This is a genomic window from Amycolatopsis sp. WAC 04169, from assembly GCF_003947535.1.
GTDB classification, from domain to species: Bacteria; Actinomycetota; Actinomycetes; order Mycobacteriales; family Pseudonocardiaceae; genus Amycolatopsis; species Amycolatopsis keratiniphila.
Genome location: NZ_QHJI01000009.1, coordinates 277,668 through 303,604, shown reverse-complemented (window position 1 = coordinate 303,604; position 25,937 = coordinate 277,668). Strand labels below are relative to the sequence as shown.

The following is a 25,937-nucleotide window of genomic DNA, read 5'->3' as shown; positions in this document are numbered from 1 at the left end:
CAAACCTGATGACGACCGTGAAAACTCTGCTGGCGCTGCCCGGGTTGCGCTTGCGCGTGCGCGCCGGGACGGCTCTGCTCGACCGTCCGGTGTCCCGGATCTACGTCACGGAGCTGCCCGATCCAGGGCGGTACGTGTCGGCGGGCGAATTCGTCCTGAGCGGGTTGCTGTGGTGGCGCGGGCCGGGCGATTCCGAGGCCTTCGTCGCCGCGCTGGCGAAGGCCGGGGCCGCGGCGCTCGCGGCGTCCGGTGCGGATTCCGACGGCATTCCCGAGGATCTCGTCGAAGCCTGTACCCGGCACGGGATCCCGTTGCTGGAAGTGCCGGCGGATCTGTCGTTCTCGGTCGTCACCGAACGCGTGGTGCTGGCGTTGGCGGCGGCCGCGGAAGGCGCCCGCAAACGTTTGCTTTCAGCGGCGACGGAAGACGCGTCGGTGGAGACGCTGCTGGAGCGGGCGCGCGCCGAGATCGGTCTCCCCTGCTGGGTGGAACCCGCCGGCACGGCGTCGGAACTCGTACGGCGGTTCGTCGCCGCGGGCGGACGTTCCCTGGAGGCGGACGACGTCTCGGTCCGCCCCGTCGGGGGCAGGCACGCGGTGCCGTGGCTGCTCGCGATCGGCGGCGCCCTGACCGCGGCACAGGCGGAGATCGCCGAGGAACTCGCCGGGCTGATCGGGCTCGCGCGCACGCGGGCTGACGAGGTCCGCGCGGTCACCGACCGGGTGGTCGAACCGTTGCTCGCCGCGCTCGACGAGGGAAGCGATCCGCACGCGGCGCTGACCGCGACCGGGCTGCGCGGCGATCTGCGGTTCGTCGTCGCGCGCACTGAAGGATCCGAAGCGGCACGCGGCATCCTGACGGAACTCCTGCCCCCGGGTGCGCTGGTCGGTCCCGCAGGCGAGACCACCTGGGCGGTGGCCGAAGACGACGGCGAGTGGCCGGAAGAGTGGCCCGCCACCGTGACCGCCGCACTGTCCACAGTGGACTCGTTGCTGCCGTGCCGCCGGGTGCTGATCGGGATCAGCGACCGTTCCCCGGTCTCGGTACTGCGGGGCGCGAAGGAGGTCGCGCGCTACGCGCTGGCCGTGGCGGCGGAACGGCCAGGGACGATCGAGGTCGTCCCCGGCGGCGAGATCGGCATGCACCGGCTGCTGCTGGCAGGTACCCCCGACGATCTGCGGACGGCGTTGCGGCGGCGGGTGCTGGGGCCGTTGCTGACCTACGACGCCGAACAGGGCACCGATCTGGTGCACACCCTGCGCGTCTTCCTCGAATGCTCCGGCTCGCCGACGCGAGCCGCGCGGGAACTGCACGTCCACGTCAATACGCTGCGGTACCGGATCGGGCGCGCGAGCGAACTGCTCGGCACCGATCTGACCGAGTTCACCGAACAGCTCGACGTCTATTTGGCCTTGTCGGCAGGGAGCTGAAATGGGCATCACCACGGCGAAAGAAGCCGCCTACGACCCGCGTGTGCTCGCCTTCGGCCGGATGATGGGCGCGGCGAACCGGCTCGAATACCTGCTCGGCCGCGCGCTGGAAGCCGAATGCGGGATCTCGCACCTGATGTTTGAGGTCCTCCTCATCGTCGGCAGGGCCGGCGACGCCGGCATGAGCATGCGCGCGATCGCACAGGAGCAGGTGCTGACCACCGGCGGCGCGACGCGGCTGGTCGACCGGATGACCACGCTGGGCCTGGTCGTGCGTTCTTCCGATCCCGAGGACCGCCGTGTCCAGCTCGTGCGGCTGACCGCGCAAGGCGAAGAGACGACGGTGCGGGCCGCGCGGGTGCACGTCGAGAACATCCAGCGGCTCTTCCTCGACCCGTTGCCCGCGGACCACCGCGAACGGTTCGCCCAGGACCTGCGGACGCTGAGCCACTCGGCACGTGACGCACTCCCCAAGCTCCGCTAGGAATACCTGACTAGTCAGATACCGTTGAGTCTCGACATGAAGCTCATCTATGTCTTCGACGCGTACTGCGGCTGGTCTTACGGGTTCGCCCGCACCATGGCCGACGTCGCGCACCGGCATCCGGACCTGCCGGTCGAAGTGGTTTCCGGCGGCCTGTTCCTCGGTGGGCGCCGGGTGCCGATCCGGCAGTTCGGCTACGTCCAGGGAGCCAACGCCGAGATCACCCGCCGCACCGGCGCGCCGTTCGGGGAAAGCTACGAACGGCTGATCGCGGACGGCGAGTTCGTCATGGACTCCGAGGCCGCCGCCTGCGGGATGGCGGCTCTGCGCGAGGTCGCGCCGGACCGCGCGGTGCGACTCGCGGCACTGCTACAGGAAGCCTTCTACCTCGACGGACTGAGCCTTTCCGAGGTCTCGACCTATCGCGTGGTCGCGCAGCGCGCGGGCCTGGACGGCGACGCAGTCGAGGCCGCACTGGACCGGGTTTCCGCCGCGGACGACTTCCGGCGCGCGCGGGAACTCGGCGTCACGGGCTATCCGACGCTACTGGCCGACCTTCCCGGGGAACGGATCGTGACGCTGGTCGCCGGGAACGCGAGCGCGGACGAAGTGGAGCGGCGGATCGGCGCGCTGGTTTCCTAGACTTCACGCATGACGCTTCGACCGGCTACATCCGCGGACGCTGACGCCGTCGCGAAGATCTGGTACCAGGGCTGGCAGGACGGTCACCTCGGCAACGTGCCCGACGCACTCGTCCGGATCCGCACCCGCGAGTCGTTCTGGACCCGGGCGGCGGAGCGGGTCGGCGATACGACCGTCGCCGTACTGGACGGCGAGGTGGCGGGTTTCGTGATGGTCGTCGGGGATGAAGTCGAACAGGTTTATGTTTCGTCGGACCATCGCGGGAGCGGGGTGACCGGGGCGCTGCTCGCTGAAGCGGAACGGCTGGTGCGCGCGGGCGGACATGGGCGCGCTTGGCTCGCGGTGGCGCCGGGGAATGCGCGGGCCCGGCGGTTTTACGAACGGTGCGGGTGGGTTGATGAGGGCGAGTTCGACAATCGGGTCGCCGGACCGGATGGCTTGGTTTCGGTGCCCTGCCTGCGCTACGCAAAGCCTCTCGCTTGAGTTCCGCATTTAGTCGACTAATTGCAGCGCGCGCTTCGCATTTAGTCGACTAAATGCGAAGCGCTTAGAGTGATTCGGCGTTGACGACTGTTTCACCCTTCCGTGTTGTTCGCACAGTTTGGCTTGTTGCCTAAAATTACGAACACGCGTTCGACGGATTTGCGGTATTATTGAGGGGTGTCCGAGACCTTCCTTCCCGAACTGCCGCAGGAGCTGTGGCGCGCCGGCAAGCTGGAGCTTGCGCATGGCGTGCAGCAGTTCTTGCAGGTGATTCGCATGGCCACTGCCGGGTTGGGGCAGTTTCTGGCGGAGATCGAGAATCGGGGCGTCAAAGACTTATACGGGCATGGAAGTACGGCGAGCTGGTTCGCGGAGATGGCGGGGTTGTCGCGCGGCGAAGCGGGCGCGGTGGTGAAACGGGCGATCCCCCTGAACCCCACCCGGGCCTTGGATGGCACGGAGGTTCCGCCCGTGGCTCCGGCGACCGCTGCGGTCGCCGCTCAGGGACTGGTCGGGGATGAGCGGATCGATCAGATCCTGGAGATCTTGAAGAACCTCCCTGCCGACACCTCCGCTGAGGATCGGGCGGTCGCGGAGAAGATCCTCGCGGACCTCGCCCCAAACGCCGGACCCCGACAATTCTCCAAGGCCGAGACGAAACTAATGGGTTGGCTCAACCCCGACGGCAACGAGCCGAAGGACCCAGAGCCCAAGGAACCACGTCGCGAAATCACCCTGGAACGCCGCAAAGACGGCTTCTGGAAACTCACCGGCCTCCTCGACGACGAGACCGGCGCCCGCACCGCCGCCGCGTTGGAGGCGCACGCCCAGCCCCGCCCCGTCGACGAATTCGGCCAAGCGGATCTGCGGATGAAGTGCGAACGCATGGGCGACGCCTGGGCCGAACTCCTCGACCTGGCCATCGCCTGCCCCGATCAGCCCGGCACTAGTGGCTACCGGACCTTGGTGAATGTCACCATCGGACTTGAGGAGTTGAAGTCCGGTCTCGGCACCGCCTGCCTGGACTTTGTCGGGTCGATGACCGCCCGCGAAGCCCGACTCGCCGCCTGCGACTGCCTCATGCTGCCGGTCGTGATGGGCACCTCGGGCGAACCCCTGGACATGGGACGCCTCCGAAGATTCGTCACCCCAGGCCAACGCCGGGCGCTCAACATCCGCGACGGCGGCTGCGCCTTCCCCGGCTGCCATCGGAAACCCAAGAACTGCCACGCTCACCATATCGAGCACTGGGCAGACGGCGGACCGACCGATCTTCGGAATCTCGTGTTGCTCTGCGGCTTCCACCACCGGTTGATCCACCACGGTGATTGGGAAGTACACATGGCGGCCGATGGGTTACCGGAGTTCATCCCACCCCAATACCGAGACCCACTCCGACAACCGCGGCGCAACACCCTGCACCACCGCTGAACCCCGAGGAGCCCGCCAGCCACCCAGGCGACGGGCCCCTCGGCATGCCCGGCACAGGACAGGAAACCGAGCCGAGATCCTCAGGACTTACTTCGGCGACGAAAACCTCCGTCGCCGGGAAGCCCCACCACCGGACGGCCTACCCGAATCCCGCCTAAGCCGACTCCAGATAAGCCAAAGCCATCTCGGTCGTCTCACTCGCCCAAACATCCCAGCTCAGCCCATCGGACCAGAACCGCCCACTGGCGGCCCGGTGCACACAGGATCCGATGATGGTCCGGCTCATCATCCGGATCGCCCGCTCCCCGTCCACCCGGCGGACCTCCTCGAGACAAGGCCGAGCCGCCTCCACGAAACCGCGCTGGATCGTTGCCAGCGCTTGGAGGCCACGATCTCGCCCCTCGGCCCGCTGGTTGTCGAGCAACTCGGAGAAGATCCGGTCGTGGCGGGCGAACGTCCCTGCCAGAGCACGGGTGAACGCGCCGACGACCCCGCGCAGCCCGGGCTCCGCGGAGCCGAGTGCTTCGCCGACACCGGATTCCAGCTGTCCGAGCAGTTGGTCTTTCACGGCGTACAGCAGCTGGCTCTTACCGGAAAATCGGCGATAGATCGCGCCGACCGACATCCCCGCCTGCTCGGCGACCGCCGCGACGGTGAGCTCCTCGAAGCCTTGGCGCTCCAAGACGTGCTCGGCGGCGGCCAGCACCTTCTGGAGCGACTCCCGGCTGCGGGCTTGCTGCGGTGGCCGGAAGCCCTGATCGACGGATGACTGACTCACCGGGCGGACGTTACCACAAACGCGAATGATAACTTCCGTTCGCATCTGGCGAGCGCGAGGAGGACGACCCGTGGTGAGCATCGAAGTACAGGACGCCTACGTCGATTTCCCGATCTTCGACGCCAAGACCCGGTCGCTCAAGAAACAGGTGCTCGGCAAGGTCGGCGGCAAGATCGGCACCGGCGCGAAAGTCCCGATCATCGAGGCCCTGCGGGACATCTCCCTGTCACTGGGCGAGGGCGATCGCGTCGGCCTGGTCGGGCACAACGGCGCCGGGAAGTCCACTCTCCTGCGGCTGCTGTCCGGAATCTACGAGCCGACCAGGGGCAGCGCGCGCGTCGTCGGGCGGATCGCGCCGGTGTTCGACCTCGGGGTGGGGCTGGATCCCGAGGTCTCGGGCCACGAGAACATCCTGATCCGCGGCCTGTTCCTCGGCATGAGCCGCAGGAAAATGGAGAAGCGGGTGGACGACATCGCCGAGTTCACCGAGCTGGGCGACTACTTGCACCTACCGCTGCGCACCTACTCCGCCGGCATGCGGGTGCGGCTCGCGCTCGGCGTGGTGACCACCATCGATCCCGAGATCCTCATTCTCGACGAGGGTCTCGGCGCGATCGACGCCGCGTTCCTCACCAAGGCACGCGAGCGGCTCGTCGACCTCGCCCGTCGTTCGGGTGTGCTGGTGTTCGCCTCGCATTCCGACGAGCTGCTGCGCGAACTGTGCACCACCGCCCTCTGGATGGAGGAAGGCCGGATCCGCGCCCGCGGCTCACTGGACGAGATTCTCGCCGAGTATCACGCGGTCCTTCGCGCGTAGCCGTCCAGCTCCGCCCGGGAGAACGAAAGCTCCCCCGCGTCCACGGCTCCGCAATCCAGTCCCCGCAACAAGAAGCTCGCCAGCGCCTGCGCGGTCGCCGGTTCGTCCAGCACGCCGCGCCCGGTCTGGTCGGCATAGTCACGCAGGCGGCCCAGCGCGGCCGGGAAACCTTCGCGGAAGAACGCGTACGTGGCGGCGAATCGGGTGGGCAGCTGGTGCGGATGCAGATCCCAGCCCTGGTAGAAGCCGCGCTCCAGCGAGCGCCGCACCAAGCGCAGATGTTCGCGCCAGGCCGGGAGGATCGCGTCGCCCACGGGCAGCTTGTTCGTCGAGCCGTCCGAAAGCCGGACGCCGGTGCCCGCGGCCGAAACCTGCATGAGCTGCTTGGCGAAATCGGCGGCCGGGTGTTCCATGCTCTGGTACTCGGCGCTGATCCCGAGCCCGGCGCTGTAGTCGTAGGTGCCGTAGTGCAGGCCGGAACAGCGGCCGCGCGCGGCGTCGATGATCCGCGGCACCGCCACCGTCCCATCGATGTCCACAATGGACTGCGCGGTCTCGATCTGGACCTCGAACCGCAAGACGCCCTCTGCCAGGCCGTACGCGGATTCGAGACGCTCCAGGACATCCGCCGCCACTTCGACCTGCTCGACGGCGGTCACCTTCGGCAGCGTGACGACGAAACCTTCCGGCAGCGGCCCGCTTTCCAGCAATCCGGCCAGGAAGAGGTCGAGCGTGCGGATGCCGCGACGGCGGGTCGCGGCCTCGAAGCTCTTGAACCGGATGCCGACGAACGGCGTGCCGCCCGTGACGGCGAGCGTCCGCCCCGCGGCGAGCGCGATGGCGTCCTCTTCCTCGTCGCCAGGCCTGCCGAGGCCGTCCTCGAAGTCGATCCGCAGATCTTCGATCGGCTCGGTCAGCAGTTTGGTCCGGACCCGGTCGGCGATGTCCGCGTCCAGGCCCAGCTGATCGGCGTGCTCGCCGAAGACCCGCAGAGCCTGCTTGCCCCAGTCCGCCACGAGCCGCGTCTTGTACTGCGACGCGGGCACGTACACGGTGTGCACGGGCTGGCGGCCGGGCGGCTCGCCGGGGTACTTGGCCGCGACGCGCGCGTCCGCCTCGGCGAGGCGCGCGTCAGCGGCGGTGTAGACGTCCTCGGTGAGCCGCCCGTTCCCCATTTGTCTACTTGATCCGTTCGTAGGCGGGCAGGGTCAGGAAGTCCGGGAACTCGTCGGCGAGCGCGACCTGCTCGAACAGCTCGACGGCGGGCTCCAGCAGTTCCGGTTTGATCTCCGCCGCGAGTTCGCCGCGGACCTCGGCCAGCACGCCGCGCACCAGTTCGGCGGTGACCTTGTCGCCGGTGTCGAGCTGCGTGCCGTTGCGCACCCACTGCCACACCTGCGAACGCGAGATCTCCGCGGTGGCGGCGTCCTCCATCAGGTTGTGGATGGCCGCCGCGCCGTTCCCGCGCAGCCAGGAGGCGATGTAGCGGATGCCGACGTCGACGGCGGCGCGCAGACCGGCGGCGGTGGCGGCACCCGGCGTGGAGGCCGCGTCGAGCAGCTGGTCGGCGGTGACGGACACCTCGTCGCGGGTGCGGTCGAGCTGGTTCGGCTTGTCGCCGAGGACCTTGTCGAACTCCTCGCGGCAGATGTCCACCATGCCGGGGTGCGCGACCCAGGAACCGTCGAAGCCGTCGCCCGCTTCACGGCTCTTGTCGGCGCGGACCTTGTCGAGCGCCGCGGCGGTGACTTCCGGGTCCTTGCGGTTCGGGATGAACGCGGCCATTCCGCCGATCGCGAACGCGCCACGCTTGTGGCAGGTGCGCACCAGCAGTTCGGTGTACGCGCGCATGAACGGCGCGGTCATGGTGACCGAGTTGCGGTCCGGCAGGACGAATTTCTCGCCCGCGTCGCGGAAGTACTTGATGACGCTGAACAGGTAGTCCCAGCGGCCGGCGTTGAGGCCGGAGGCGTGCTCGCGCAGTTCGTAGAGGATCTCTTCCATCTCGAACGCGGCCGGGATGGTCTCGATCAGCACGGTCGCGCGGACGGTGCCGTGCTCGATGCCGAGCGTCTTCTCCGAGTGGGTGAAGACGTCGTTCCAGAGCCGGGCTTCGAGGTGGCTCTCCATCTTCGGCAGGTAGAAGTACGGGCCCTTGCCGCGGTTGAGCAGCTCCTGCGCGTTGTGGAAGAAGTGCAGGCCGAAGTCGACCAGCGCGCCGACGGCCTGGCGCCCGCCGAAGGAAAGGCCACGCTCGTCGAGGTGCCACCCGCGCGGGCGGACGACGATGGTCGCGTGCTCGACGTCGTCCTTCAGCGCGTAGCTCTTGCCGCCGCTCTCCAGCGTGATGGTCTCGCGGACCGCATCGTACAGGTTGACCTGGCCGGAGACGACGTTCGCCCAGTGCGGCGTGTTGGCGTCTTCGAGGTCGGCGAGCCAGACCTTGGCGCCGGAGTTCAGCGCGTTGATGGTCATCTTGCGGTCGGTCGGGCCGGTGATCTCGACGCGGCGATCGCGCAGGGCGGGCGGGGCCTCGGCGACCTTCCAGTCGCCCTCGCGGATCTCCTTGGTCTCGGGCAGGAAGTCCAGCTTGCCGGTGACCCTGGCCTCCTCGCGGCGCTTGCTCCTGGCCTGCAGCAGCTCGTCGCGGCGGGCGGCGAAGGCCTCGTGCAGGCCGGCGAGGAAGGCGAGCGCCTCCGGCGTGAGGATTTCGTCCCCGCGCTCGACCGGATCGCCGAGCACCTGAGCTTCAGACATGAGTAACACCCCGAGTTCGGATAAATAACGTCCCTACGGTTTTACATGACGGACTATAGTTTCTGCATAGCGGAACATCAACGCCGACGTAAGGAGTACCACGGTGGCAGCGGAGAAGAACGGGCGCGATGGCGGCGTCCAGTCACTTCAGCGGGCCTTCGAGCTCCTCGAGCATCTCGCGGACACCGGCGGGGAGGCCAGTCTTTCGGAGCTGGCGACCCTGTCCGGCCTGCCGATGCCGACCATCCACCGGCTGATCAGGACGCTGGTGGACCTGGGCTACGTCCGGCAGAACACCAACCGCCGGTACGCGCTGGGCGCCCGGCTCATCCGGCTGGGTGAGAACGCCAGCATGCAGTTCGGTTCGTGGGCGCGCCCGCTGCTCGCGGAGCTAGTCGACGAGGTCGGCGAGACCGCGAACCTCGCCGTCCTGGAGCGGGACGAGGTCGTGTACGTCGCCCAGGTGCCGTCGAAGCACTCGATGCGGATGTTCACCGAGGTCGGGCGGCGGCTCCTGCCGCACGGCACCGGCGTGGGCAAGGCGATGCTGGCGCATCTGCCGTCCGAAGACGTCACGGCGCTGCTCGCCCGGACGGGGATGCCCTCCTACACCGAGCACACCTTCACCGACGAGGACGCGCTGCTGCGCGAGCTGGCGAAGATCGCCCAGCAGGGTTACGCGCTCGACGAAGCGGAGCAGGAACTGGGCGTCCGTTGCGTGGCCGTCGCGGTCCCGGGCGCGCCGGTGGCGGCGGCGGTCTCGGTGTCCGGGCCTTCGGGACGGCTCACGATGGAGGCCGTCGAGCGGATCGCGCCCGTCGTCCAGCGGATCGCGACCTCGCTCGGCTCGACCCTTTCGAAGGACGGCGTCACCGTTTGAGCCTGGTCTCCAAACCGTCGAGCATCCTGTCCAGCCCGTAGCGGAACTTCTCGTCGCGGAGCCGGACGGGATCGGCTTCGACCTCTCCCCTGGCCAGCATTTCCCGCTGGTGCGGGTGTTCCCGCGCCGCCTCCTCGACGGCGGGACGCAAACGTTCGGCCCACTGGCGCTCACTCTGGCCGCTCTTGGCGACGGTCGTGAGCCAGGCCGCCTCCGTCGTTCCCATGCCGATCACGTACGAGATGACCGCGCTGATCGCCTGATCCGCCTCGTCCGCGGGGAAGCCCGCGCGCACGAAGACGCCCAGCAGCCGCTCGTTGAGCCGCATGACGTTCGGCCCGAGGTACGACAGGCCGACCGAGCCGAGCAGTGAAGCCACCCACGGGTGCCGCAGGATCATCGCGCGGACGCTTTCCGCCCCCACGACGGCCGCCTCCCGCCACCGCGCCGGATCGTCGCCGTCCGGCACGGTGATCTCGCCGTAGACCTCGTCGACGACCAGCTCGATCAGCTCGTCGCGGTTGGCCACGTGCCGGTACAGCGAGGTCGCGCCCGCGTTCAGCGCGGTGCCCAGCCTGCGCATGCTCAGCGCGTCGACACCTTCGACGTCCAGGAGCCGGACGGCCTCGGCCACGATCTGCGCCTGACTCAACGCGGGCTGATCCCGCTTCCGGCGAGGGCGGGTCCACACCGACTGGATCGGCTGTTCATCGACTGACATGCCGTCCACTTTAGCGCACGAAGTACCCCCTTGCGTACGCCGTTTCGTTCTGCGTACAGTGTGCGCATCAGCCGAACAACGTACGCAAACACTTCTGGGGGTTTCCCGATGAACGTGCCCATCCGCGATCCACGGCGCTGGTGGATCCTGATCGTCCTGTGCCTCAGCACGCTCGTGCTGGTCGTCGACAACATGGTGCTGACCGTCGCCGTGCCGCCGCTGGCCGAAGATCTCGGCGCGAGCGCCCAGGACACGCAATGGATCCTGGATTCCTACATCCTGGTGTTCGCCGGGCTGCTGCTCACCTCGGGCAGCCTCGGCGACCGGTTCGGGCGCCGGAAGGTGATGATCGTCGGCCTCCTCCTGTTCGGGGTGGCCTCACTCGTCGCGGCGTTCGCCACGAACCCGCTCGAACTGATCGCGTCCCGCGCGGTGATGGGTGTCGGCGGCGCGCTGATCATGCCGAGCACCCTGTCGATCCTGATCACCGTCTTCGACGACGAGGAACGCCGCAAGGCGATGGCGGCCTGGAGCGCGGTCGCGATGATCGGCCTGATCGGCGGCCCGGTGCTGGGCGGCGTGCTGATCGCGTGGTTCTGGTGGGGCGCGGTGTTCCTGATCAACGTGCCGATCGTCGTCATCGCGGTGATCGCCGCGCTCACCCTGATGCCGGAGTCCAAGGGCCCGTGGCAGAAGCCGGACCCGCTCGGCGCCGTCCTCTCCGCGGCGGGCATGGTCTCGCTGGTCTGGACGATCATCGAGCTGCCCAAGCACGGCCTCGCCGAAGCCGGAACCCTGATCCCGCTGGCGGTCGCGATCGTGTGCCTGACCGGCTTCGTGTTCTGGGAGCGGCACACGCCGTCGCCGATGGTCCCGCTGAAGCTGTTCCGCAAACGCAACTTCAGCGGCGGCAGCCTGTCGCTCACGCTGGTGCAGATCGGCAACGGCGGGCTGCTGCTGCTCCTGACCCAGTACCTGCAGTTCGTGCTCGGCTACACGCCGACCGAGGCGGGTCTCGCGTTCATCCCGATGGCCATCGCGTCGCTGCTGTTCAACACCCTCGGCGCCACGCTGGGCCAGAAGATCGGCAACCGGGCACTGACCACGGTCGGGATGATCGTGATGGCGGGCGGCTTCGGCCTGCTCGCGACGATGGCGGCGAACGAAGGCTTCCTCCTGCCCGCGGCCGCGTTGTTCCTGCTCGGCGCGGGCGGCGGGGTGGCGATGCCGGCGGCGATCGCGGCACTGATGGGCGAGGTCCCGGAGGAACAGGCGGGGGTCGGCTCCGCGCTCAACGACACGATCCAGCAGCTGGGCGCCGCGCTCGGCATCGCGATCCTGGGCAGCATCGTGTCGAGCCTGTTCACCTCGCATATGCCCGAATCCGCCCCGGCGCAGGCGCGGCTTTCGATCGGCGACGCCTTCGCGACCGGTAACGACGGCCTCATCGCCGCGGCCCGCGAGTCGTTCACTTCGGCGATGTCGACGACGTTCCTGGCGAGCGCGGCCGGCGTGCTGGCCGCGGCGGTGGTCGCGTTCCTGGTGATGCGGGACAAGAAGACCGCACCGGTTCCGCCGGACTCCGGCGAGAAGGCCCCGGCCGCCGTCTGACGAACACGTGCAGGCCCCTCTTTCGGCTCAGTCGGAGGAGGGGCCTTCGCCGTAGCCTCGAAGAGGGACGAGCGAAGGGGACGTCAAATGGTCGAACCTCTGATCGCGTGGATCGGGAAGAAGGTCGTGGACACGACGGCCGACCGGCTGGTGGCCGCGGGCGACCGGAAAGTACGACGTCACGATCTGAGCGTCGAAGGTGCCGAACCGACCAGCGACCTCGACCTCATCGTGGACTACACCTTGCCGTACTGCCGGGGCGCCAAGGCTCCGGTGGTGGTGACCCTGTATCGGGTCGAGGGCTCCGCCACGCACCTGATCGTGCGAATGGTGCTCAGGGAGACCGCCCACCTGAGGCTGAAGCGGGGCACCTACGACATCACGGCGACCGTGCTCGAACTGTCCCCTGTTCGCGACCAAGCGACTCAGCACGCCGTCGGAAGAGAGCGGGTCTGGCTGGGCCACAATCGCACCAAGAAGGTCCGCATCCGGCCGGTGCCGGTGCTCGTCCAAGCGCCCAAACCACCCGGACGGAAACCAAGTGGTGCCAAACCAGTCATGCCCAAGCCTGCGCGCAAGGCCTCCGCGGCCCCTCAGCACACGCCGCCCGATCTGCCTCCCGGAGGCCGGCGGATCGGGCAGCCGTCCGGTACACCTCGGGCACTGGACCTCACGACCTGCTGTTCGTGCGGCGCCCCCGCCCTGTACTTCGGAATTTGCCAAAACCATCTCTACATCTTCATGACCACCATGCGGCTGAAGTTCCCTCCGGCCAAGGCAAGTGACTAGCTGCTGAGCAGGGCCTCGACGAACGCGCCCGGCTCGAACGGCGCCAGATCGTCCGGCCCCTCACCGAGGCCGACCAGCTTCACCGGCACCCCGAGTTCACGCTGCACCTGGAAGACGATGCCGCCCTTCGCGGTGCCGTCCAGTTTGGTCAGCACGATGCCGGTGACGTCGATGACCTCCGAGAACACGCGGGCCTGCATCAGCCCGTTCTGCCCGGTGGTGGCGTCGAGCACCAGCAGCACCTCGTCGACCTTCGCCTGCTTCTCGACGACTCGCTTGACCTTGCCCAGCTCGTCCATCAGGCCGGTCTTCGTGTGCAGGCGGCCCGCGGTGTCGACCAGGACCGTGTCCACGCCCGCCTCGGTGCCACGCTTGACGGCGTCGAAGGCGACCGCCGCCGGGTCCGCGCCTTCCTTGCCGCGCACGACCTCGGCGCCCACGCGTTCGGCCCACGTCTGGAGCTGGTCCGCCGCGGCGGCGCGGAAGGTGTCGGCCGCGCCGAGCACCACGGTGCTGCCCTGCGCGACGAGCACGCGGGCGAGTTTGCCGGTGGTGGTGGTCTTGCCGGTGCCGTTGACCCCGGCGACCAGCACGACGGCGGGCTGCTTCTTCCCGTCGACGGTGTGCGGCAGCGCGCGGACGGCCCGCACCGCGTCGGTCGACAGGGCGGAGGTCAGCACCTCCTGCAAGACCGCGCGCGCCTCCTCCGACGTCCGCACGGCGCGGCGCTTCAGCTCGTCGCGAAGCCGCTCGACGATCTCGGTGGTCGTCGCGGCGCCCAGGTCCGCCATAAGCAGCGTGTCCTCGACGTCCTGCCAGGAGTCCTCGTCGAGGTCGCCGGCACCCAGCAGGCCGAGCAGGCTCTGCCCGAACACCGAACGGGACTTGCCCAGCCTGCCTCGCAGCCGCTCCAGGCGTCCCGTGGCCGGGGCGATCTCCTCGGCGGGCGCCGGTGCCGCTTCCTCAGTGGCCTCGGCAGGTTCGGGGAGTTCGACGTCGCGCACCGTGCGCTGCGCGGAATCCCGCGGCACCGCCGCGTCGTCGCCGACGGCGGGCTGGCCGTCGGTCTCCGGGCGATCCTCGACCGGGTGTTCCGGCTCCTCGGCCTCTTCGGTCTTCTCGCCACCAGGCGCGAGCGCGATCCCGCCTGTCGCGGTATAACCGCCGCCCTTCGGCTTCTCGACGACGTCGGCAGCCTTGGACTCGTCCAGGCTGATCCGGCGGCGGCGCGCGATGAGCAGCCCGGCCACCAGAACGGCGACCAGGACCACGACGGCAACGACAACGATCCAGAACCAGGGGGTACTCGACACGGCGCCATCCTCGCATCCGCACCCCGCCGCGCTCAGACGCCCCACGGGAAGCAAGCCGATCTTGTCAACCACCCACTGGATAGGACTCATTTCGGACAAGAAGAAACGGTCGCGCTTGCGCGGTCTCCGGGCCGAGGGCTAGACCACTTCGAATGACGGTTCTCTCCGGCACTGGGGTCCGGATCATCGGGCTCATCTCCGGCACCTCGATCGACGGGATCGACGTGGCGGCCGCCGAACTGCGCGCCGACGGGGACACGGTGGTGCTCTCCCCGCTCGGCCAGCTCGAAATCCCTTATCCCGAACCACTCCGCGAAGCCTTGCTCGCCGCCCTCCCGCCGAATCCCTGCGACGCCGAGCAGCTCACGAAACTCGACACCCTGGTGGGCCAGGCCTTCGCCGAGGCCGCCGCGCGCGGCGTCGAGGAGCTGGCGGGCGGCGAAGCGGACGTCGTCGCTTCGCTGGGCCAGACGGTGTTCCACTGGGTCGAAGACGGCACCGCGCGCGGCACCTTGCAACTGGGGAACCCGGCGTGGATCGCCGAACGCACCGGACTGCCGGTGGTGGCCGACCTCCGTGTCCGCGACGTCGCCGCAGGCGGGCACGGAGCCCCGCTCGCCAGCACGATGGACGCGTTGTGGCTACGGGAAATGGCCACGCTCGGCCCGGTCGCGGCACTGAACATCGGCGGGATCGCGAACATCACGGTCGTCCCCGCCGATGGCGCCGTCCTGGCCTACGACACGGGCCCCGGCAACGCCCTCATGGACATCGCGGCGCACCGCGCCACCGGACGTCATGCCGACATCGACGGCGCGCTCGCCCTTCGCGGCGCGGTCCGGCCCGACCTGCTGGCGAAGCTCCTGCTCGACCCGTACTACGCGGCCGCGCCACCGAAGTCGACCGGCAAGGAGCTCTTCCATGGCGCGTACCTCGACGCGGCGCTCGACGGGCTCCCGCCGGTCGGCGCGGAAGATCTCCTGGCGACGCTGACCGAACTGACCGCGGTGACGATCGCCGCGGAATGCCGCCGCCACGACATCACCACGCTGATCGTCTCCGGCGGCGGCGCCGACAACCCGGCGCTGATGGCCGCGCTCACCAGGAACCTGCCGGGCACGGCGCTGAAGACCAGCGACGACCACGGGCTGCCGCGCGCGGGCAAAGAGGCATACCTGACCATTCTGCTCGGCTGGCTGACGTGGTCCGGCGTCCCGGGGAACCTCCCGTCGGCGACCGGCGCCCGCGGTCACCGGTTGCTCGGCAGCATCACCCCGGGCGCGGGCCCCCTGCGGCTCCCCGCCCCGCATACCTCAACCGTGACCCGGCTACGGGTAGCGGCGAAGACCGGCGAGCGATAGGAGATACGGATGCGCGCACTTGACCTCGCGATCATCGGGCTTTTTCTGGTCGGCATGCCCTTGCTGGGCGTCTGGATCGGCGGCAAACAGAAATCCGGCTCCGACTACTTCGTCGGTGAAGGCAAGATCTCCTGGTGGGTGGCCTGCCTTTCGGTCGTCTCCGCGGAGACGTCCACCCTCACCGTGCTCTCCGTGCCGACGGTGGCCTACATCGCCACCCCCGGCGACGGCGGGATGACCTACCTCGCACTCGCCATCGGCTACATCGCCGGCCGGATCGTGGTGTCGATGGTGCTGTTGCCGCGCTACGTGGCGGGCAACCTGGTCACCGCGTACGCCTTCCTCGGCAAGCGTTTCGGCAGCGGACTGCAGGGCACCGCGTCGGTGACCTTCCTGCTCACCCGGACACTGGCCGACGGTATCCGGCTGTTCGCCACCGCGATCCCGATCAAGGTGGTGATGGCGGCCTACGGCCTGAACGTCTCGTACTGGACCATCGTGGTCGGACTCGGCATCGCGATGGTGCTCTACAGCTTCTTCGGCGGCGTCCGCGCGGTCGTCTGGGTCGACGCGATCCAGATGCTCTGGTACATCCTCGGCGCGGTCGTGGTGATCTGGGCGATCTCCGACAGGCTGCCGGACGGCTGGTTCGGCAAGGCCGTCGACGCGAACAAGTTCCAGATCTTCGACTTCTCCTCGAACATGCTCACCGGGCAGTACGCGTTCTTCACCGCGCTGATCGGCGGCGCGGTGCTCTCGATGGCCTCGCACGGCTCCGACCAGCTGATCGTGCAGCGCCTTCAGTCCACCAACGACCTGCGTGCCGCGCGGAAGGCGCTGGTCGCCAGCGGTTTCGTGGTGTTCCTGCAGTTCGCGCTGTTCCTGTTCATCGGTGTGCTGCTGTGGGCGCTCTACAACGGCCTCAACCCGACCAAGCCGAAGCCGGAAGGCCTCGGGCTGGCCAACAAGGACGAACTGTTCGCGAACTTCATCGTGAACGACCTGCCGAGCGGTCTGTCCGGGTTCGTGATCGCCGGGATCCTCGCCGCGGCACTGAGTTCGTCGCTCGGCGCACTGGCGTCGTCGACGGTGACCGACGTCTACGAACGGGTGATCGGCCGGGAACTCCCGGAAGCCGAACGGCTGAAGCACGGCCGGATCTGGACGATCGTCTGGGCGGGCGCGCTGATCCTGTGCGCGGGTTTCTTCGCCTCCTCCAACAAGACCTCGGCCGATCCGATCGTGGTGCAGGCGCTCGGCATCACCGGATACACCTACGGCGCGTTGCTCGGCGCGTTCCTCCTCGGCCTGCTGTTCAAGCGGGCGAGGCAGGCGGACGCGATCGTGGCGTTCGTGTCCACGGTGATCGTGATGGCGTTCATCATCCTGGGCGTCAAGTTCAACAAACCGGACGGCAGCCTGATCGGCGTCGACTTCAGCAAGTCGTCCGGGAACACGGTGGCGCTGGCGTGGCCGTGGTACACGCTGTGCGGCGTGGTGATCACGCTCGTCGTGGGCGGGCTGCTTTCGCTGCGGCACGGGAGCGTGGATCCGCTGGCGGAGCCGGACGTGAAGGAGTCCACCCCGGCTTAGCCACTCTCCCGTAAATGTCATGAAAGGGCCGTTCAGGACGTTATTTGTCCTGAACGGCCCTTTCATGACATCGGGGATCAGGCGGTGACCGGCTCCTCTTCGGACGTCCGCAGCCGCTGCGAGATCACCTTCGTGATGCCGTCGCCCTGCATCGAAACGCCGTACAGCGCGTCGGCGATCTCCATGGTCGGCTTCTGGTGGGTGATGATGATCAGCTGCGAGGAGTCCCGCAGCTGCTCCAGCAGCCCGATCAGCCGTCGCATGTTGGTGTCGTCGAGCGCGGCCTCGACCTCGTCCATGACGTAGAAGGGCGAAGGCCGGGCGCGGAAGATCGCCACCAGCATGCCGACGGCGACGAGCGACTTCTCCCCACCGGACAGCAGCGAGAGCCGCTTGACCTTCTTGCCCGGCGGGCGCGCTTCGACGTCGACGCCGGTGGCGAGCAGGTCGTTGGGCTGCGTGAGCACCATGCGCCCCTCGCCACCCGGGAACAGCACGCCGAACACGGTCTCGAACTCGCGCGCGACGTCCTCGTACGCCGACGCGAAGACCTCGAGGATCTTTTCGTCGACCTGCTTGATGACGGCTTCGAGGTCCTTGCGGGTGTCCTTGAGGTCTTCGAGCTGGGTCGAGAGGAACTTGTAGCGCTCCTCCAGCGCCGCGAACTCCTCCAGCGCCAGCGGGTTGACCTTGCCCAGCAGGCTCAGGTCCTTCTCCGCGCGCTTCGCCCGGCGGGCCTGGGTGTCGCGGTCGAACGGCATGGGCGGCGGCGGGGTGACGTCCTCGCCGCGTTCCTTGGCCGCCTCGTACTCGGCCATCTCCCCCGCGCTCGGCGGCACGGGGACGTCCGGACCGTACTCGGAGACGAGATCCTCGAGGCCGATGCCGAAGTCTTCGGCGATCTTGGTTTCGAGCTGTTCGAGCCGCAGCCGCTGCTCCGCGCGCAGCACCTCGTCGCGGTGGACGGCGTCGGTGAGCTTCTCCAGTTCGCCGGTCAGCTCGCGGACCTTGCTGCGGACCTGGGTCAGCGCGGTCTCCCGCGACTGCCGCTGCGCCTGCGCCTCGTCCCGTTCGTGGGCGGCGCGCTGCACGGAGACCTCGATACGTTCCAACGCGATCTCGCCGCCGTTGACCACCGCGTTGGCGATCTCGGCGCCGCGTTTCCGCGCGGCCCTGGACTTTTCGGCCCGTTCGCGGGCCTGACGTTCGGCGTGCGCGGCCCGGCGGAGCGATTCGGCCTTGCCCTGGATGCTCCGCGCGCGCTCCTCGGCGGTGCGCAGCGCGAGCCGGGACTCCATCTCCTCCTGGCGGACCGTGCCGAGGTCTTCGGCGGCCTGGTCGCGCTCGGCGGTGTCCGGATCCTCGTCGACTTCCTGCTCGGCGACGGCGGCCAGTCGCTCTTCGAGTTCGGCGAGCTGCTGCAGCGCCTGCTCGCGGCTCTGCTCGACCTTGGCGCGCTGGTTGCTCAGGCGGTCCATTTCGGCCTGTGCGGCACGCGCGGCCTGCTGCAACCTGTTCAGCCGCTCGGACGAGCGGGCCTTGCGGACCTTCGCATCCCCGAGCGCGTCCTTGGCCCTGCTGACCTCTTCACGCCGGGCGGCCTGCCCGGCGCGGGCGCCTTCGAGCTCCGCGGCGGTGCGTTCCAGCGCGCGCTCGGCGGCGTTCAGCCGGTCACCCGCCTCGTCGACCGCGGCCTGCACCTCGATGACGCTCTCGCTGCGCGCGGAACCACCGACCGCCCAGCGCGCACCGAAGACATCGCCCTCGGGCGTGACCGTGCTGACGTCGGGGTACACCTCGACGAGACGGCGCGCGGATTCCAGACCGTCCACAATGGCCACCCGGTCGAGCGCGTGCTCGACGGCGGAGCGCAGCGCGGGCGGCGTCGTGACCACTTCACGCGCCCAGCGCGCGCCCTCGGGCAGCGACGGCCAGGCGCTGGTGTCCACAGTGGATTCCAGTCCGCCGAGCAGAATGCCCGCGCGACCGGAATCGTTGTCCTTCAAGTACTTCAGCGCAGCGAGCGCGTCGGCGCCGCCGTTGACCGCGACCGCGTCGGCGACCGGGCCGAGCGCCGCGGCCAGCGCGACCTCGTGTCCGGCTTCGACGGTCAGCAGTGCGGCCACCGAACCGAGAAGACCCGGCAGCTCGTGCTGCGCGCCGAGCAGCGCGCCCGCGCCGTCCTTACGCCGCAAGCCCATCGACAGCGCCTCGACACGCGCCTTCTCCGACGCGATCTCGCGCTCGGCGGCCCGCTCGGCCTTGACCAGTTCCTCGACGCGGGCCTTGGCGGCGTTGTTGGCCTCCACCGCACGGTCGTGGTGGGCCTGGAGGTCGAGGTCGTCGGACTCCTCGACACCGCCTTCGGCCTTGGCCTCTTCGAGCTCCTCGACGGCGATCTCCGCGCGCTCGGCGGCCTCTTCGAGCGACACGGTGAGCCGGTCGATCTCGTCGGAGGTCGCGCCGTTCTTGCTGCGCAGCGCCTCGACCTGGCCGGTGAGCTTCGCGAGCCCTTCCCGGCGGTCGGCGATCGCGCGGACGGCGGCCATATGCGCGCGCTCGGCCGCCTGGACGAGGTGTTCGAGCTGTTCGCGCCGCTGGACGGTCTCCGAAAGCACCAGCCGCGCCTCGGCGACGGCCTCGTTGAGCTCCTGCTCGCGCTCGGCGACCTGCTCGGCCTCGGCCAGCAGCTCGTCGGGGTCGCGGCCGGTGCTCGCCTGCTGCACGTCGGACGACAGATGCCGCTGACGCTCCAGCGCGAGCCGAACCGTGCCGCGCAGCCGCTCGGTCAACGCGGAAAGCTTGTACCAAGTCTCCTGAGCCGCGGCCAGCTTCGGGGCGTCCTCGGCGAGCGACGCTTCGAGCTCGGCCTCCTCGGCGGCGACGATCTCCAGCGCCTGCTCGACCTCGGCGCGACGCTGGCGGGCGACGCGCTCGTCGGCCTCTTCCTTGGCGATGCCCGCGCGCTGGGTGACGAGGTCGTGGGCGAACAACCGCAGCCGGGCGTCACGCAGTTCGGATTGCACCCACTGCGCCTTGCGGGCGATCTCGGCCTGCTTGCCCAGCGGTTTGAGCTGGCGGCGCAGCTCGGTGGTGAGGTCGCCGAGGCGGTCGAGGTTGCCCTGCATGTTCGCGAGCTTGCGCAGGGTCTGTTCCTTGCGCTTGCGGTGCTTGAGGACACCGGCGGCCTCTTCGATGAAGGCGCGGCGCTCCTCGGGTTTGGATTCGAGGATCGCCGAAAGCTGCCCCTGCCCGACGATGACGTGCATCTCGCGGCCGATACCGGAGTCCGACAGCAGTTCCTGCACGTCCATCAGGCGGCAGCGGTCGCCGTTGATCTCGTATTCGCTCGCGCCGTCACGGAACATCCGGCGGGTGATCGAGACTTCGGAGTACTCGATGGGCAGCGCGCCGTCGGCGTTGTCGATGGTCAGGGTGACCTCGGCGCGCCCGAGCGGGGCACGGCCGGCGGTCCCGGCGAAGATGACGTCCTCCATCTTGCCGCCGCGAAGGTCCTTCGCGCCCTGGGTGCCCATGACCCAGCGGAGCGCGTCGAGGACGTTCGACTTGCCGGACCCGTTCGGTCCGACCACGCAGGTGATGCCCGGCTCGAAACGCAACGTCGTCGCCGAGGCGAAGGACTTGAAGCCCTTGAGCGTCAGGCTCTTCAGGTGCACGTCGTGCTGACCCCTCTGGCTGCGGGAACCGGTCGTTCAATCGGCCCAGGCTACCTGTGTGCTCACGGTGATCGTGGGACGCGGGGCCTCAGCGCTCCACGAACCCGCGGAGCCCGCCCTTCGCGGGCGACCAGCGTTCGACGACGTGGTCCACACTTCCGGGTGATTCCCCGGAGCGCAAAGCCGTCAAAAGCCGCTCACAGTGTTCACGATCACCCTCCGCCACCACCTCGACACGTCCGTCGGCCAGATTGCCCGCGCTGCCGACCAACCCGAGCTCAAGCGCCCTGCTGCGGGTCCACCAGCGGAAACCGACACCCTGCACCCGCCCGTGCACCCACGCGGTCAGCCTGATGTGTGTTACTTCTTCACTCACGACCCCTATCGTGCACCATGCGGATGAACGCGGAGGGTGAACACGACGCTCGCTGTAGTTCGCAGACGGTGAAGCGGCGGTGATAATCTCCGCGCCGGGTCCCCACTTCGGGCTACCTCGCCCGGGTAGCCGAACTCCCCGAAGCCCCCCATCCGAGGAGCCAGCACATGCCCCGTCCCGACGGGTCTGATTCGAGCGCACGCGTGTCCGTGGCACCGCCGCGCGGCGCCACCGGCAAGCTCAACCGCGCAGGCTACGCCGTACTCGGCGTCAGCGGCCTCGTGGTGGCCACGGCCTTCGCCGCGATCGCCGAACTCGCGGGTCCCGGCGTTTCCGCCACCGCGGGCGGCACCGGTATCCCCGGTGGCGGACAGGGCGTCGCCCCCGCCGGCGTCCAGCTGGTGCCGGGCAACGCCGTCCCCGGCGGCCCGATGACCGTCAGCGGTTCACCGACCCCCGGCGCGCCGTCCAGCTCGACGGCGCCGCCGACCACGGTGACGTCGGTCGGCCCGGACGGGAAGGAGACGACGAGCGTCGTCGCCCCGCCTCCGCCGCCCGCGACGACCCCTGGCGGCGGTGAGCCGACTCGTACGGTGCTGCCGCCGACGACGCCCAAACCGAGCTCGACCACACCGAAGCCGACGACGTCGAATCCGCCGACCACTACGACGCCGCCTCCCACGACGACCACGTCGGGTGAGACGCCGCCGGGTGGCGGCTCCAGCTCCAGCGGTGCGCCCGACTCCTCGTCGGGCCGGTCCAGCACCTCGGGCACCGACACCTCGACGAGCAGCGCCCAGTAGGCCTCACCGCGGATGTCATGAAAGGGCCGTTCAGGACGAAAAACGTCCTGAACGGCCCTTTCATGACACCCGAGGACCACGAGGGGTCACATTTCGAAGCGGTACCCCATCCCTGGTTCCGTCAGCAGGTGCCGCGGCCGCGACGGTTCCGGCTCCAGCTTCCGCCGCAACTGCGCCAGATACACCCGCAGGTAGTGCGATTCCGTCTCGTACGTCGGCCCCCACACCTCGTGCAGCAGCTGCTTCTGCGCCACCAGACGGCCGCGGTTGCGCACCAGCAGCTCCAGCACGCCCCATTCGGTCTTGGTGAGGTGCACCTCCTTGCCGTCCCGGCGCACCTTCTTCGCCGCGAGGTCGATCCGGAAGGATCCCGTGTCCACCACCGCGTCCGCACCGTCCACACTGGACGTGGCCGACCGGCGGACGGCGGCACGGAGCCGCGCGAGCAGTTCGTCCATGCCGAAGGGTTTGGTGACGTAGTCGTCGGCGCCGGCGTCGAGGGCCTGCACCTTGTCGGCCGAGTCGCCGCGCGCGGACAGCACGATGATCGGCACCGTCGTCCAGCCGCGGAGCCCGGCGATGACCTCGGTGCCGTCGAGGTCGGGCAGGCCCAGGTCGAGCACGACGACGTCGGGTTTGGTCTCGGCGACGGCCTTCAGCGCGGCCGTCCCGTCGTGCGCGGTGATCACCTTGTAGCCGCGGGCGGACAGGTTGATCCGCAGGGCTCGCACGATCTGCGGTTCGTCGTCGACGACCAGCACGGTCGCCGACGCGGTGTCTGCGCTCATCGCACTCGCTCCTCCTCTTCGTTCTCGAGGCCCTCGTCGTCGAAAGCGAGGAGGCTCTTTTCCGGATCCTGACCAACATATGCGGGCAGCGAGATGACGACGGTGAGCCCGCCGCCGGGCGTGTCCTCCGCCCGGATCCGCCCGCCCATCGCCTCGGTGAACCCCTTGGCGACCGACAGCCCCAGTCCCACGCCGGGCACGCTGTCCCGGTCTCCCCCGAGCCGCTGGAACGGCGCGAACGCCGAGTCCGCGGTGCCCTTCTTCAGCCCGCGCCCGTGGTCGATGATGCGCAGTTCGACGTGTTCGGAATGCGTGCTGGCGCGGGCCGAGACCGGCTCGCCGGAGGCGCCGTGCCGCAGGGCGTTGTCGATCACGTTCGCCACCACCCGCTCCAGCAGGCCCGGGTCGGCGCACACCGACGGCAGCCGCGAGTCGATCGCGACCACGACCGAAGCCGAGTTGTCCACATTGGACAAAGCGTGCGAGACCACCTCGTCGTAGCCCACCGGACGCAGGTGCGGGCGCACCGCGCCGGTCGCCAACCGCGACGAGTCGAGCAGGTTGTCGATCAGCCCGGCGAGCCGGTCGGCCGATTCCTCGATCGCTTCGAACAGCTCGTCGGTGTCCTCTTCGGACAGTGAGATGTCGGTGGCGCGCAGGCTGCCGATGGACGCCTTGATCGACGTCAGCGGGGTGCGGAGGTCGTGTCCCACGGCGGACAGCAACGCCGTGCGCAGTTCGGTCGCCTCGGCCTTGCGTTCGGCCCGGATGGCCGCCTTCGCCGTCCGCTGCTGCCGCAACGCCAGCAACGCCTGCCCCGCCACGGCTTCCAGCACTCCCCGGTCCGACGCGGGCAGCGCGCGCCCGCGCAGCGTCAGGTGGACGTCGGCGGTGACGGCGATGTCGGCGTCGGCCTGGTCCGGGTCCGCGCACGGATCCGTGCCGGCGTTCGCCACCCGCTTCCACTTCCCGTCCCGTTTTTCCAGCAAGGTCACCGAAGTCATCCCGAAGTTCTCGCGGACCTTCTCCAGCAGCCGCTCGATCGGGTTGGTGTGGGTGAGCACGGTCCGCGCGTACGACGCCAGCAGCGCCGCCTCGGTCCTCGCCCGCGCGGCCTGCGTCGCGCGCCGGGCGGCGACGTCGGCGACCGCCGCGACGAGGACGGCCACCAGCACCATCGCGACCAGCGTGATCACGTTGCGGGGCTCGTGGACGGTCAGGTTGTACAGCGGCGGGGTGAAGAAGAAGTTCAGCAGCCCGGCCGAGACCACCGCCGCGAGCAGCGCGGGGCCGAGCCGGCCCGCGAGCGCGACCAGCACTGTCGCGAGGACGTAGTCGACCACGTCGGTCGAGAAGTCGAGCTGGTCCCTCAGCAGGACACCGAGCAGCGTCGCCAGCGCCGGCAGCACCAGTGAGAGCACCCATCCGGTCAGGCGGCGCGATGGCGTCAACGGGCTCCGGGTGAAACGGGCGCGCAACCGCCCGCCGGCTTCGTCGTGCGTGACCATGTGGACGTCGATCGGGCCGGACCGCTGGACCACGGCCGCGCCGATGCCTTCGTCGAACAGCCGCGCCACCCGTGACCGGCGTGAGGTCCCGACGACGAGCTGCGTGGCGTTCACTCCCCGCGCGAAGTCGAGCAGCGCCGTCGGCACGTCGTCGCCGACGACGGTGTGGAAGGTCGCGCCGACCTCTTCGGCCAGCTTCCGGTACTTGCCGACCGCCGTCGGCCCCATCCCGGCGAGCCCGTCGCCGCGCAGGATGTGCAGCACCTGCAGTTCGGCGCCCGCGCGGTTCGCGATACGGCTCGCGCGGCGGATCAGCGTCTCGCTCTCCGGGCCGCCGGTGATGGATACGACCACCCGTTCGCGGGCTTCCCACGTGTCGGTGATCTTCTGCTCGGCCCGGTACCGCTGCAGCGCGACGTCCACCTGATCGGCGACCCACAACAGCGCGAGCTCCCGCAACGCCGTGAGGTTCCCGGGACGGAAGTAGTTGCCCAGCGCCGCGTCGATCCGCTCGGCCGGGTACACGTTGCCGTGCGCCAGGCGCCGCCGCAGCGCCTCGGGCGTGATGTCGACCAGCTCCAGCTGCTCGGCCCGCCGCACGACCTCGTCGGGCACGGTCTCCTGCTGGGTGACGCCGGTGATCCGCTCGACGACGTCGTTGAGGCTCTGCAGATGCTGCACGTTGACCGTGGAGAGGACGGCGATCCCGGCGGCGAGCAGTTCGTCGATGTCCTGCCAGCGCTTCTCGTTGCGCGAACCCGGCACGTTGGTGTGCGCGAGTTCGTCGACCACGGCGACCTCGGGCGCGCGGGCGAGCAGCGCGTCGAGGTCCATCTCCTCGAACTCGTGCTCCCGGTGGGCGGACCGGCGGCGCGGCACGGTCTCCAAACCCTCGACGAGCTCCGCGGTCTTCTTCCGCCCGTGCGTCTCGACGAGGCCGATGACCACGTCGGTGCCGCGGTCGAGGCGGCGGCGCGCCTCGCCGAGCATCGCGTAGGTCTTGCCGACGCCCGGGGCCGCGCCGAGGTAGATCCTCAGCTCACCCCGGCGCGGCTTGGTCGTGTTCTCGTCCACGTCTGTCAGTGTGCTCCTCCGGCCGCGTCGCGCACGGCCAAGTTGACCTTCAGCACATTGACGCCCGGCACACCGATCCCGGCGCCGCTCGTGTTCTCCGCGACGAGCTGCCGGACCTTCTCCTCGGGCAGGCCCGTGTTCCTCGCCACTCGCGGGATCTGCAGGTCGGCGTAGGCGACGCTGATCGCCGGGTCCATCCCGGATCCCGACGCCGTGACCGCGTCGGCGGGCACCTGAAACTCCTGGACGCCTTCGCGGGCGGCGATGAGCTTCTTGCGTTCGCCGATCGCGGCGACCAGGTCCTCGTTGTACGGGCCCTTGTTCGACGGTCCGGACGACGACGGGTCGCCGGGGCCGAGGACGTCCTTCGAGCCCGCGGACGGGCGGTTGTGGAACCACGGGTCCTTGGCGGGGTCCGCCGCGACCGGGTCGACGCCGATCCGGGCCGAGCCCACCGCTTGCCCGTTCTGGGTGATGATCGAGCCCTCGGCGTTGCCTTCGAGGCCGGGGATGCGGGAGACCGCCCACACGCCGAGCGGGTAGACGACCCCCAGCAGGACGGTGAAGACGAGCAGGACACGCAGCCCGGCGAGGGTCTGCTTGAACAACGGTTTCACGAGG

Annotated in this window: 22 protein-coding genes; 11 read left to right on the top strand and 11 right to left on the bottom strand. The window is 69.3% G+C overall.

Features of this window, described 5'->3' with window-relative positions; genetic code table 11:
- The first annotated feature begins 8 nt into the window (after positions 1-8).
- The 5 genes from DMC61_RS26620 to DMC61_RS26600 all read left to right on the top strand — a co-directional run bounded on the left by DMC61_RS26620 (position 9) and on the right by DMC61_RS26600 (position 4,470).
- Positions 9-1,430, top strand: coding sequence for a PucR family transcriptional regulator (locus DMC61_RS26620; protein WP_125692179.1), 1,422 nt, complete (start codon positions 9-11; stop codon positions 1,428-1,430).
- 1 nt (position 1,431) lies between these two features.
- The gene (locus DMC61_RS26615) at positions 1,432-1,914 is read left to right on the top strand and encodes a MarR family winged helix-turn-helix transcriptional regulator (RefSeq protein ID WP_125692177.1); all 483 of its coding nucleotides are present in this window, start codon (positions 1,432-1,434) and stop codon (positions 1,912-1,914) included.
- A gap of 36 nt (positions 1,915-1,950) precedes the next feature.
- Positions 1,951-2,556 carry a DsbA family protein gene (locus DMC61_RS26610; RefSeq protein WP_043848305.1) on the top strand — a complete coding sequence of 202 codons (606 nt, stop codon included), beginning with the start codon at positions 1,951-1,953 and terminating at the stop codon, positions 2,554-2,556.
- Positions 2,557-2,565: 9 nt separating this feature from the next.
- Positions 2,566-3,039, top strand: coding sequence for a GNAT family N-acetyltransferase (locus tag DMC61_RS26605; RefSeq protein ID WP_125692175.1), 474 nt, complete (start codon positions 2,566-2,568; stop codon positions 3,037-3,039).
- Positions 3,040-3,216: 177 nt separating this feature from the next.
- Complete coding sequence (locus tag DMC61_RS26600; protein WP_125692173.1) at positions 3,217-4,470, top strand: HNH endonuclease signature motif containing protein; 1,254 nt, start codon at positions 3,217-3,219, stop codon at positions 4,468-4,470.
- A gap of 154 nt (positions 4,471-4,624) precedes the next feature.
- Here DMC61_RS26600 and DMC61_RS26595 read toward each other — a convergent pair whose 3' ends face one another.
- Positions 4,625-5,248, bottom strand: a complete 624-nt coding sequence (locus DMC61_RS26595; RefSeq protein ID WP_125692171.1) for a TetR/AcrR family transcriptional regulator — start codon at positions 5,246-5,248, stop codon at positions 4,625-4,627.
- Between the two features lie 70 nt (positions 5,249-5,318).
- Here DMC61_RS26595 and DMC61_RS26590 point away from each other — a divergent pair, with 70 nt between their 5' ends.
- A complete protein-coding gene (locus DMC61_RS26590; protein ID WP_063272965.1) occupies positions 5,319-6,065 on the top strand; it encodes an ABC transporter ATP-binding protein in 747 nt (248 codons plus the stop codon).
- Here DMC61_RS26590 and DMC61_RS26585 read toward each other — a convergent pair.
- Together DMC61_RS26585 and aceB are read right to left on the bottom strand one after the other, a co-directional pair.
- Positions 6,044-7,240 carry an aldolase/citrate lyase family protein gene (locus tag DMC61_RS26585; protein WP_125692169.1) on the bottom strand — a complete coding sequence of 399 codons (1,197 nt, stop codon included), beginning with the start codon at positions 7,238-7,240 and terminating at the stop codon, positions 6,044-6,046. The genes DMC61_RS26590 and DMC61_RS26585 overlap by 22 nt on opposite strands.
- Before the next feature lie 4 nt (positions 7,241-7,244).
- Positions 7,245-8,822, bottom strand: coding sequence for a malate synthase A (gene aceB, locus DMC61_RS26580; protein ID WP_125692167.1), 1,578 nt, complete (start codon positions 8,820-8,822; stop codon positions 7,245-7,247).
- Positions 8,823-8,925: 103 nt separating this feature from the next.
- Between aceB and DMC61_RS26575 the strand changes: the two genes are divergently transcribed.
- Positions 8,926-9,702, top strand: a complete 777-nt coding sequence (locus tag DMC61_RS26575) for an IclR family transcriptional regulator (RefSeq protein WP_125692165.1) — start codon at positions 8,926-8,928, stop codon at positions 9,700-9,702.
- On the opposite strand, the gene DMC61_RS26570 is transcribed toward DMC61_RS26575, so the two are convergent.
- Positions 9,692-10,423: a TetR/AcrR family transcriptional regulator gene (locus DMC61_RS26570; protein ID WP_125692163.1), complete on the bottom strand. Its 732-nt coding sequence runs from the start codon at positions 10,421-10,423 to the stop codon at positions 9,692-9,694. The genes DMC61_RS26575 and DMC61_RS26570 overlap by 11 nt on opposite strands.
- Positions 10,424-10,531: 108 nt before the next feature.
- Between DMC61_RS26570 and DMC61_RS26565 the strand changes: the two genes are divergently transcribed.
- Both DMC61_RS26565 and DMC61_RS26560 read left to right on the top strand, forming a co-directional pair.
- A complete protein-coding gene (locus DMC61_RS26565) occupies positions 10,532-12,034 on the top strand; it encodes an MFS transporter (protein ID WP_125692161.1) in 1,503 nt (500 codons plus the stop codon).
- An 87-nt stretch (positions 12,035-12,121) separates the two neighbouring features.
- Entirely contained in the window at positions 12,122-12,823 is a 702-nt protein-coding gene (locus DMC61_RS26560; RefSeq protein WP_125692159.1) for a hypothetical protein, read from the top strand.
- Here the strand turns inward: DMC61_RS26560 and ftsY are convergent.
- Positions 12,820-14,136, bottom strand: coding sequence for a signal recognition particle-docking protein FtsY (gene ftsY, locus DMC61_RS26555; RefSeq protein WP_125692157.1), 1,317 nt, complete (start codon positions 14,134-14,136; stop codon positions 12,820-12,822). The two genes, DMC61_RS26560 and ftsY, sit on opposite strands and share 4 nt — an antisense overlap.
- A gap of 152 nt (positions 14,137-14,288) precedes the next feature.
- Here ftsY and DMC61_RS26550 point away from each other — a divergent pair, with 152 nt between their 5' ends.
- Together DMC61_RS26550 and DMC61_RS26545 are read left to right on the top strand one after the other, a co-directional pair.
- Positions 14,289-15,497 (top strand): anhydro-N-acetylmuramic acid kinase, encoded by a 1,209-nt coding sequence (locus DMC61_RS26550; protein WP_199750111.1) that lies wholly within the window; start codon positions 14,289-14,291, stop codon positions 15,495-15,497.
- A gap of 9 nt (positions 15,498-15,506) precedes the next feature.
- Positions 15,507-17,090: a sodium:solute symporter gene (locus tag DMC61_RS26545; RefSeq protein WP_125692155.1), complete on the top strand. Its 1,584-nt coding sequence runs from the start codon at positions 15,507-15,509 to the stop codon at positions 17,088-17,090.
- A 77-nt stretch (positions 17,091-17,167) separates the two neighbouring features.
- Here the strand turns inward: DMC61_RS26545 and smc are convergent, their stop codons facing one another.
- The 6 genes from smc to DMC61_RS26515 form a co-directional block, all read right to left on the bottom strand.
- Positions 17,168-20,767, bottom strand: coding sequence for a chromosome segregation protein SMC (gene smc, locus DMC61_RS26540; RefSeq protein WP_125692153.1), 3,600 nt, complete (start codon positions 20,765-20,767; stop codon positions 17,168-17,170).
- A gap of 88 nt (positions 20,768-20,855) precedes the next feature.
- Positions 20,856-21,143, bottom strand: coding sequence for an acylphosphatase (locus tag DMC61_RS26535; RefSeq protein ID WP_125692151.1), 288 nt, complete (start codon positions 21,141-21,143; stop codon positions 20,856-20,858).
- A 253-nt stretch (positions 21,144-21,396) separates the two neighbouring features.
- On the bottom strand, positions 21,397-21,918 hold the full coding sequence (locus tag DMC61_RS26530) for a hypothetical protein (protein ID WP_125692149.1): 522 nt from the start codon (positions 21,916-21,918) through the stop codon (positions 21,397-21,399).
- A 114-nt stretch (positions 21,919-22,032) separates the two neighbouring features.
- Positions 22,033-22,734 carry a response regulator gene (locus DMC61_RS26525; protein WP_005154857.1) on the bottom strand — a complete coding sequence of 234 codons (702 nt, stop codon included), beginning with the start codon at positions 22,732-22,734 and terminating at the stop codon, positions 22,033-22,035.
- On the bottom strand, positions 22,731-25,316 hold the full coding sequence (locus tag DMC61_RS26520; protein ID WP_125692147.1) for a sensor histidine kinase KdpD: 2,586 nt from the start codon (positions 25,314-25,316) through the stop codon (positions 22,731-22,733). Before DMC61_RS26520 ends, DMC61_RS26525 begins: the two co-directional genes overlap by 4 nt.
- A gap of 5 nt (positions 25,317-25,321) precedes the next feature.
- Positions 25,322-25,933 (bottom strand): potassium-transporting ATPase subunit C, encoded by a 612-nt coding sequence (locus tag DMC61_RS26515; protein ID WP_125692145.1) that lies wholly within the window; start codon positions 25,931-25,933, stop codon positions 25,322-25,324.
- Between the last annotated feature and the right edge of the window lie 4 nt (positions 25,934-25,937).

Bases quoted from the DNA above. Each gene is read 5' to 3' on its own strand.
- DMC61_RS26620 (WP_125692179.1), top strand. From the start codon at position 9: ATGACGACCGTGAAAACTCTGCTGGCGCTGCCCGGGTTGCGCTTGCGC.
- DMC61_RS26615 (WP_125692177.1), top strand. From the start codon at position 1,432: ATGGGCATCACCACGGCGAAAGAAGCCGCCTACGACCCGCGTGTGCTC.
- DMC61_RS26610 (WP_043848305.1), top strand. From the start codon at position 1,951: ATGAAGCTCATCTATGTCTTCGACGCGTACTGCGGCTGGTCTTACGGG.
- DMC61_RS26605 (WP_125692175.1), top strand. From the start codon at position 2,566: ATGACGCTTCGACCGGCTACATCCGCGGACGCTGACGCCGTCGCGAAG.
- DMC61_RS26585 (WP_125692169.1), bottom strand. From the start codon at position 7,240: ATGGGGAACGGGCGGCTCACCGAGGACGTCTACACCGCCGCTGACGCG.
- aceB (WP_125692167.1), bottom strand. From the start codon at position 8,822: ATGTCTGAAGCTCAGGTGCTCGGCGATCCGGTCGAGCGCGGGGACGAA.
- DMC61_RS26570 (WP_125692163.1), bottom strand. From the start codon at position 10,423: ATGTCAGTCGATGAACAGCCGATCCAGTCGGTGTGGACCCGCCCTCGC.
- DMC61_RS26565 (WP_125692161.1), top strand. From the start codon at position 10,532: ATGAACGTGCCCATCCGCGATCCACGGCGCTGGTGGATCCTGATCGTC.
- DMC61_RS26560 (WP_125692159.1), top strand. From the start codon at position 12,122: ATGGTCGAACCTCTGATCGCGTGGATCGGGAAGAAGGTCGTGGACACG.
- DMC61_RS26550 (WP_199750111.1), top strand. From the start codon at position 14,289: ATGACGGTTCTCTCCGGCACTGGGGTCCGGATCATCGGGCTCATCTCC.
- DMC61_RS26545 (WP_125692155.1), top strand. From the start codon at position 15,507: ATGCGCGCACTTGACCTCGCGATCATCGGGCTTTTTCTGGTCGGCATG.
- DMC61_RS26525 (WP_005154857.1), bottom strand. From the start codon at position 22,734: ATGAGCGCAGACACCGCGTCGGCGACCGTGCTGGTCGTCGACGACGAA.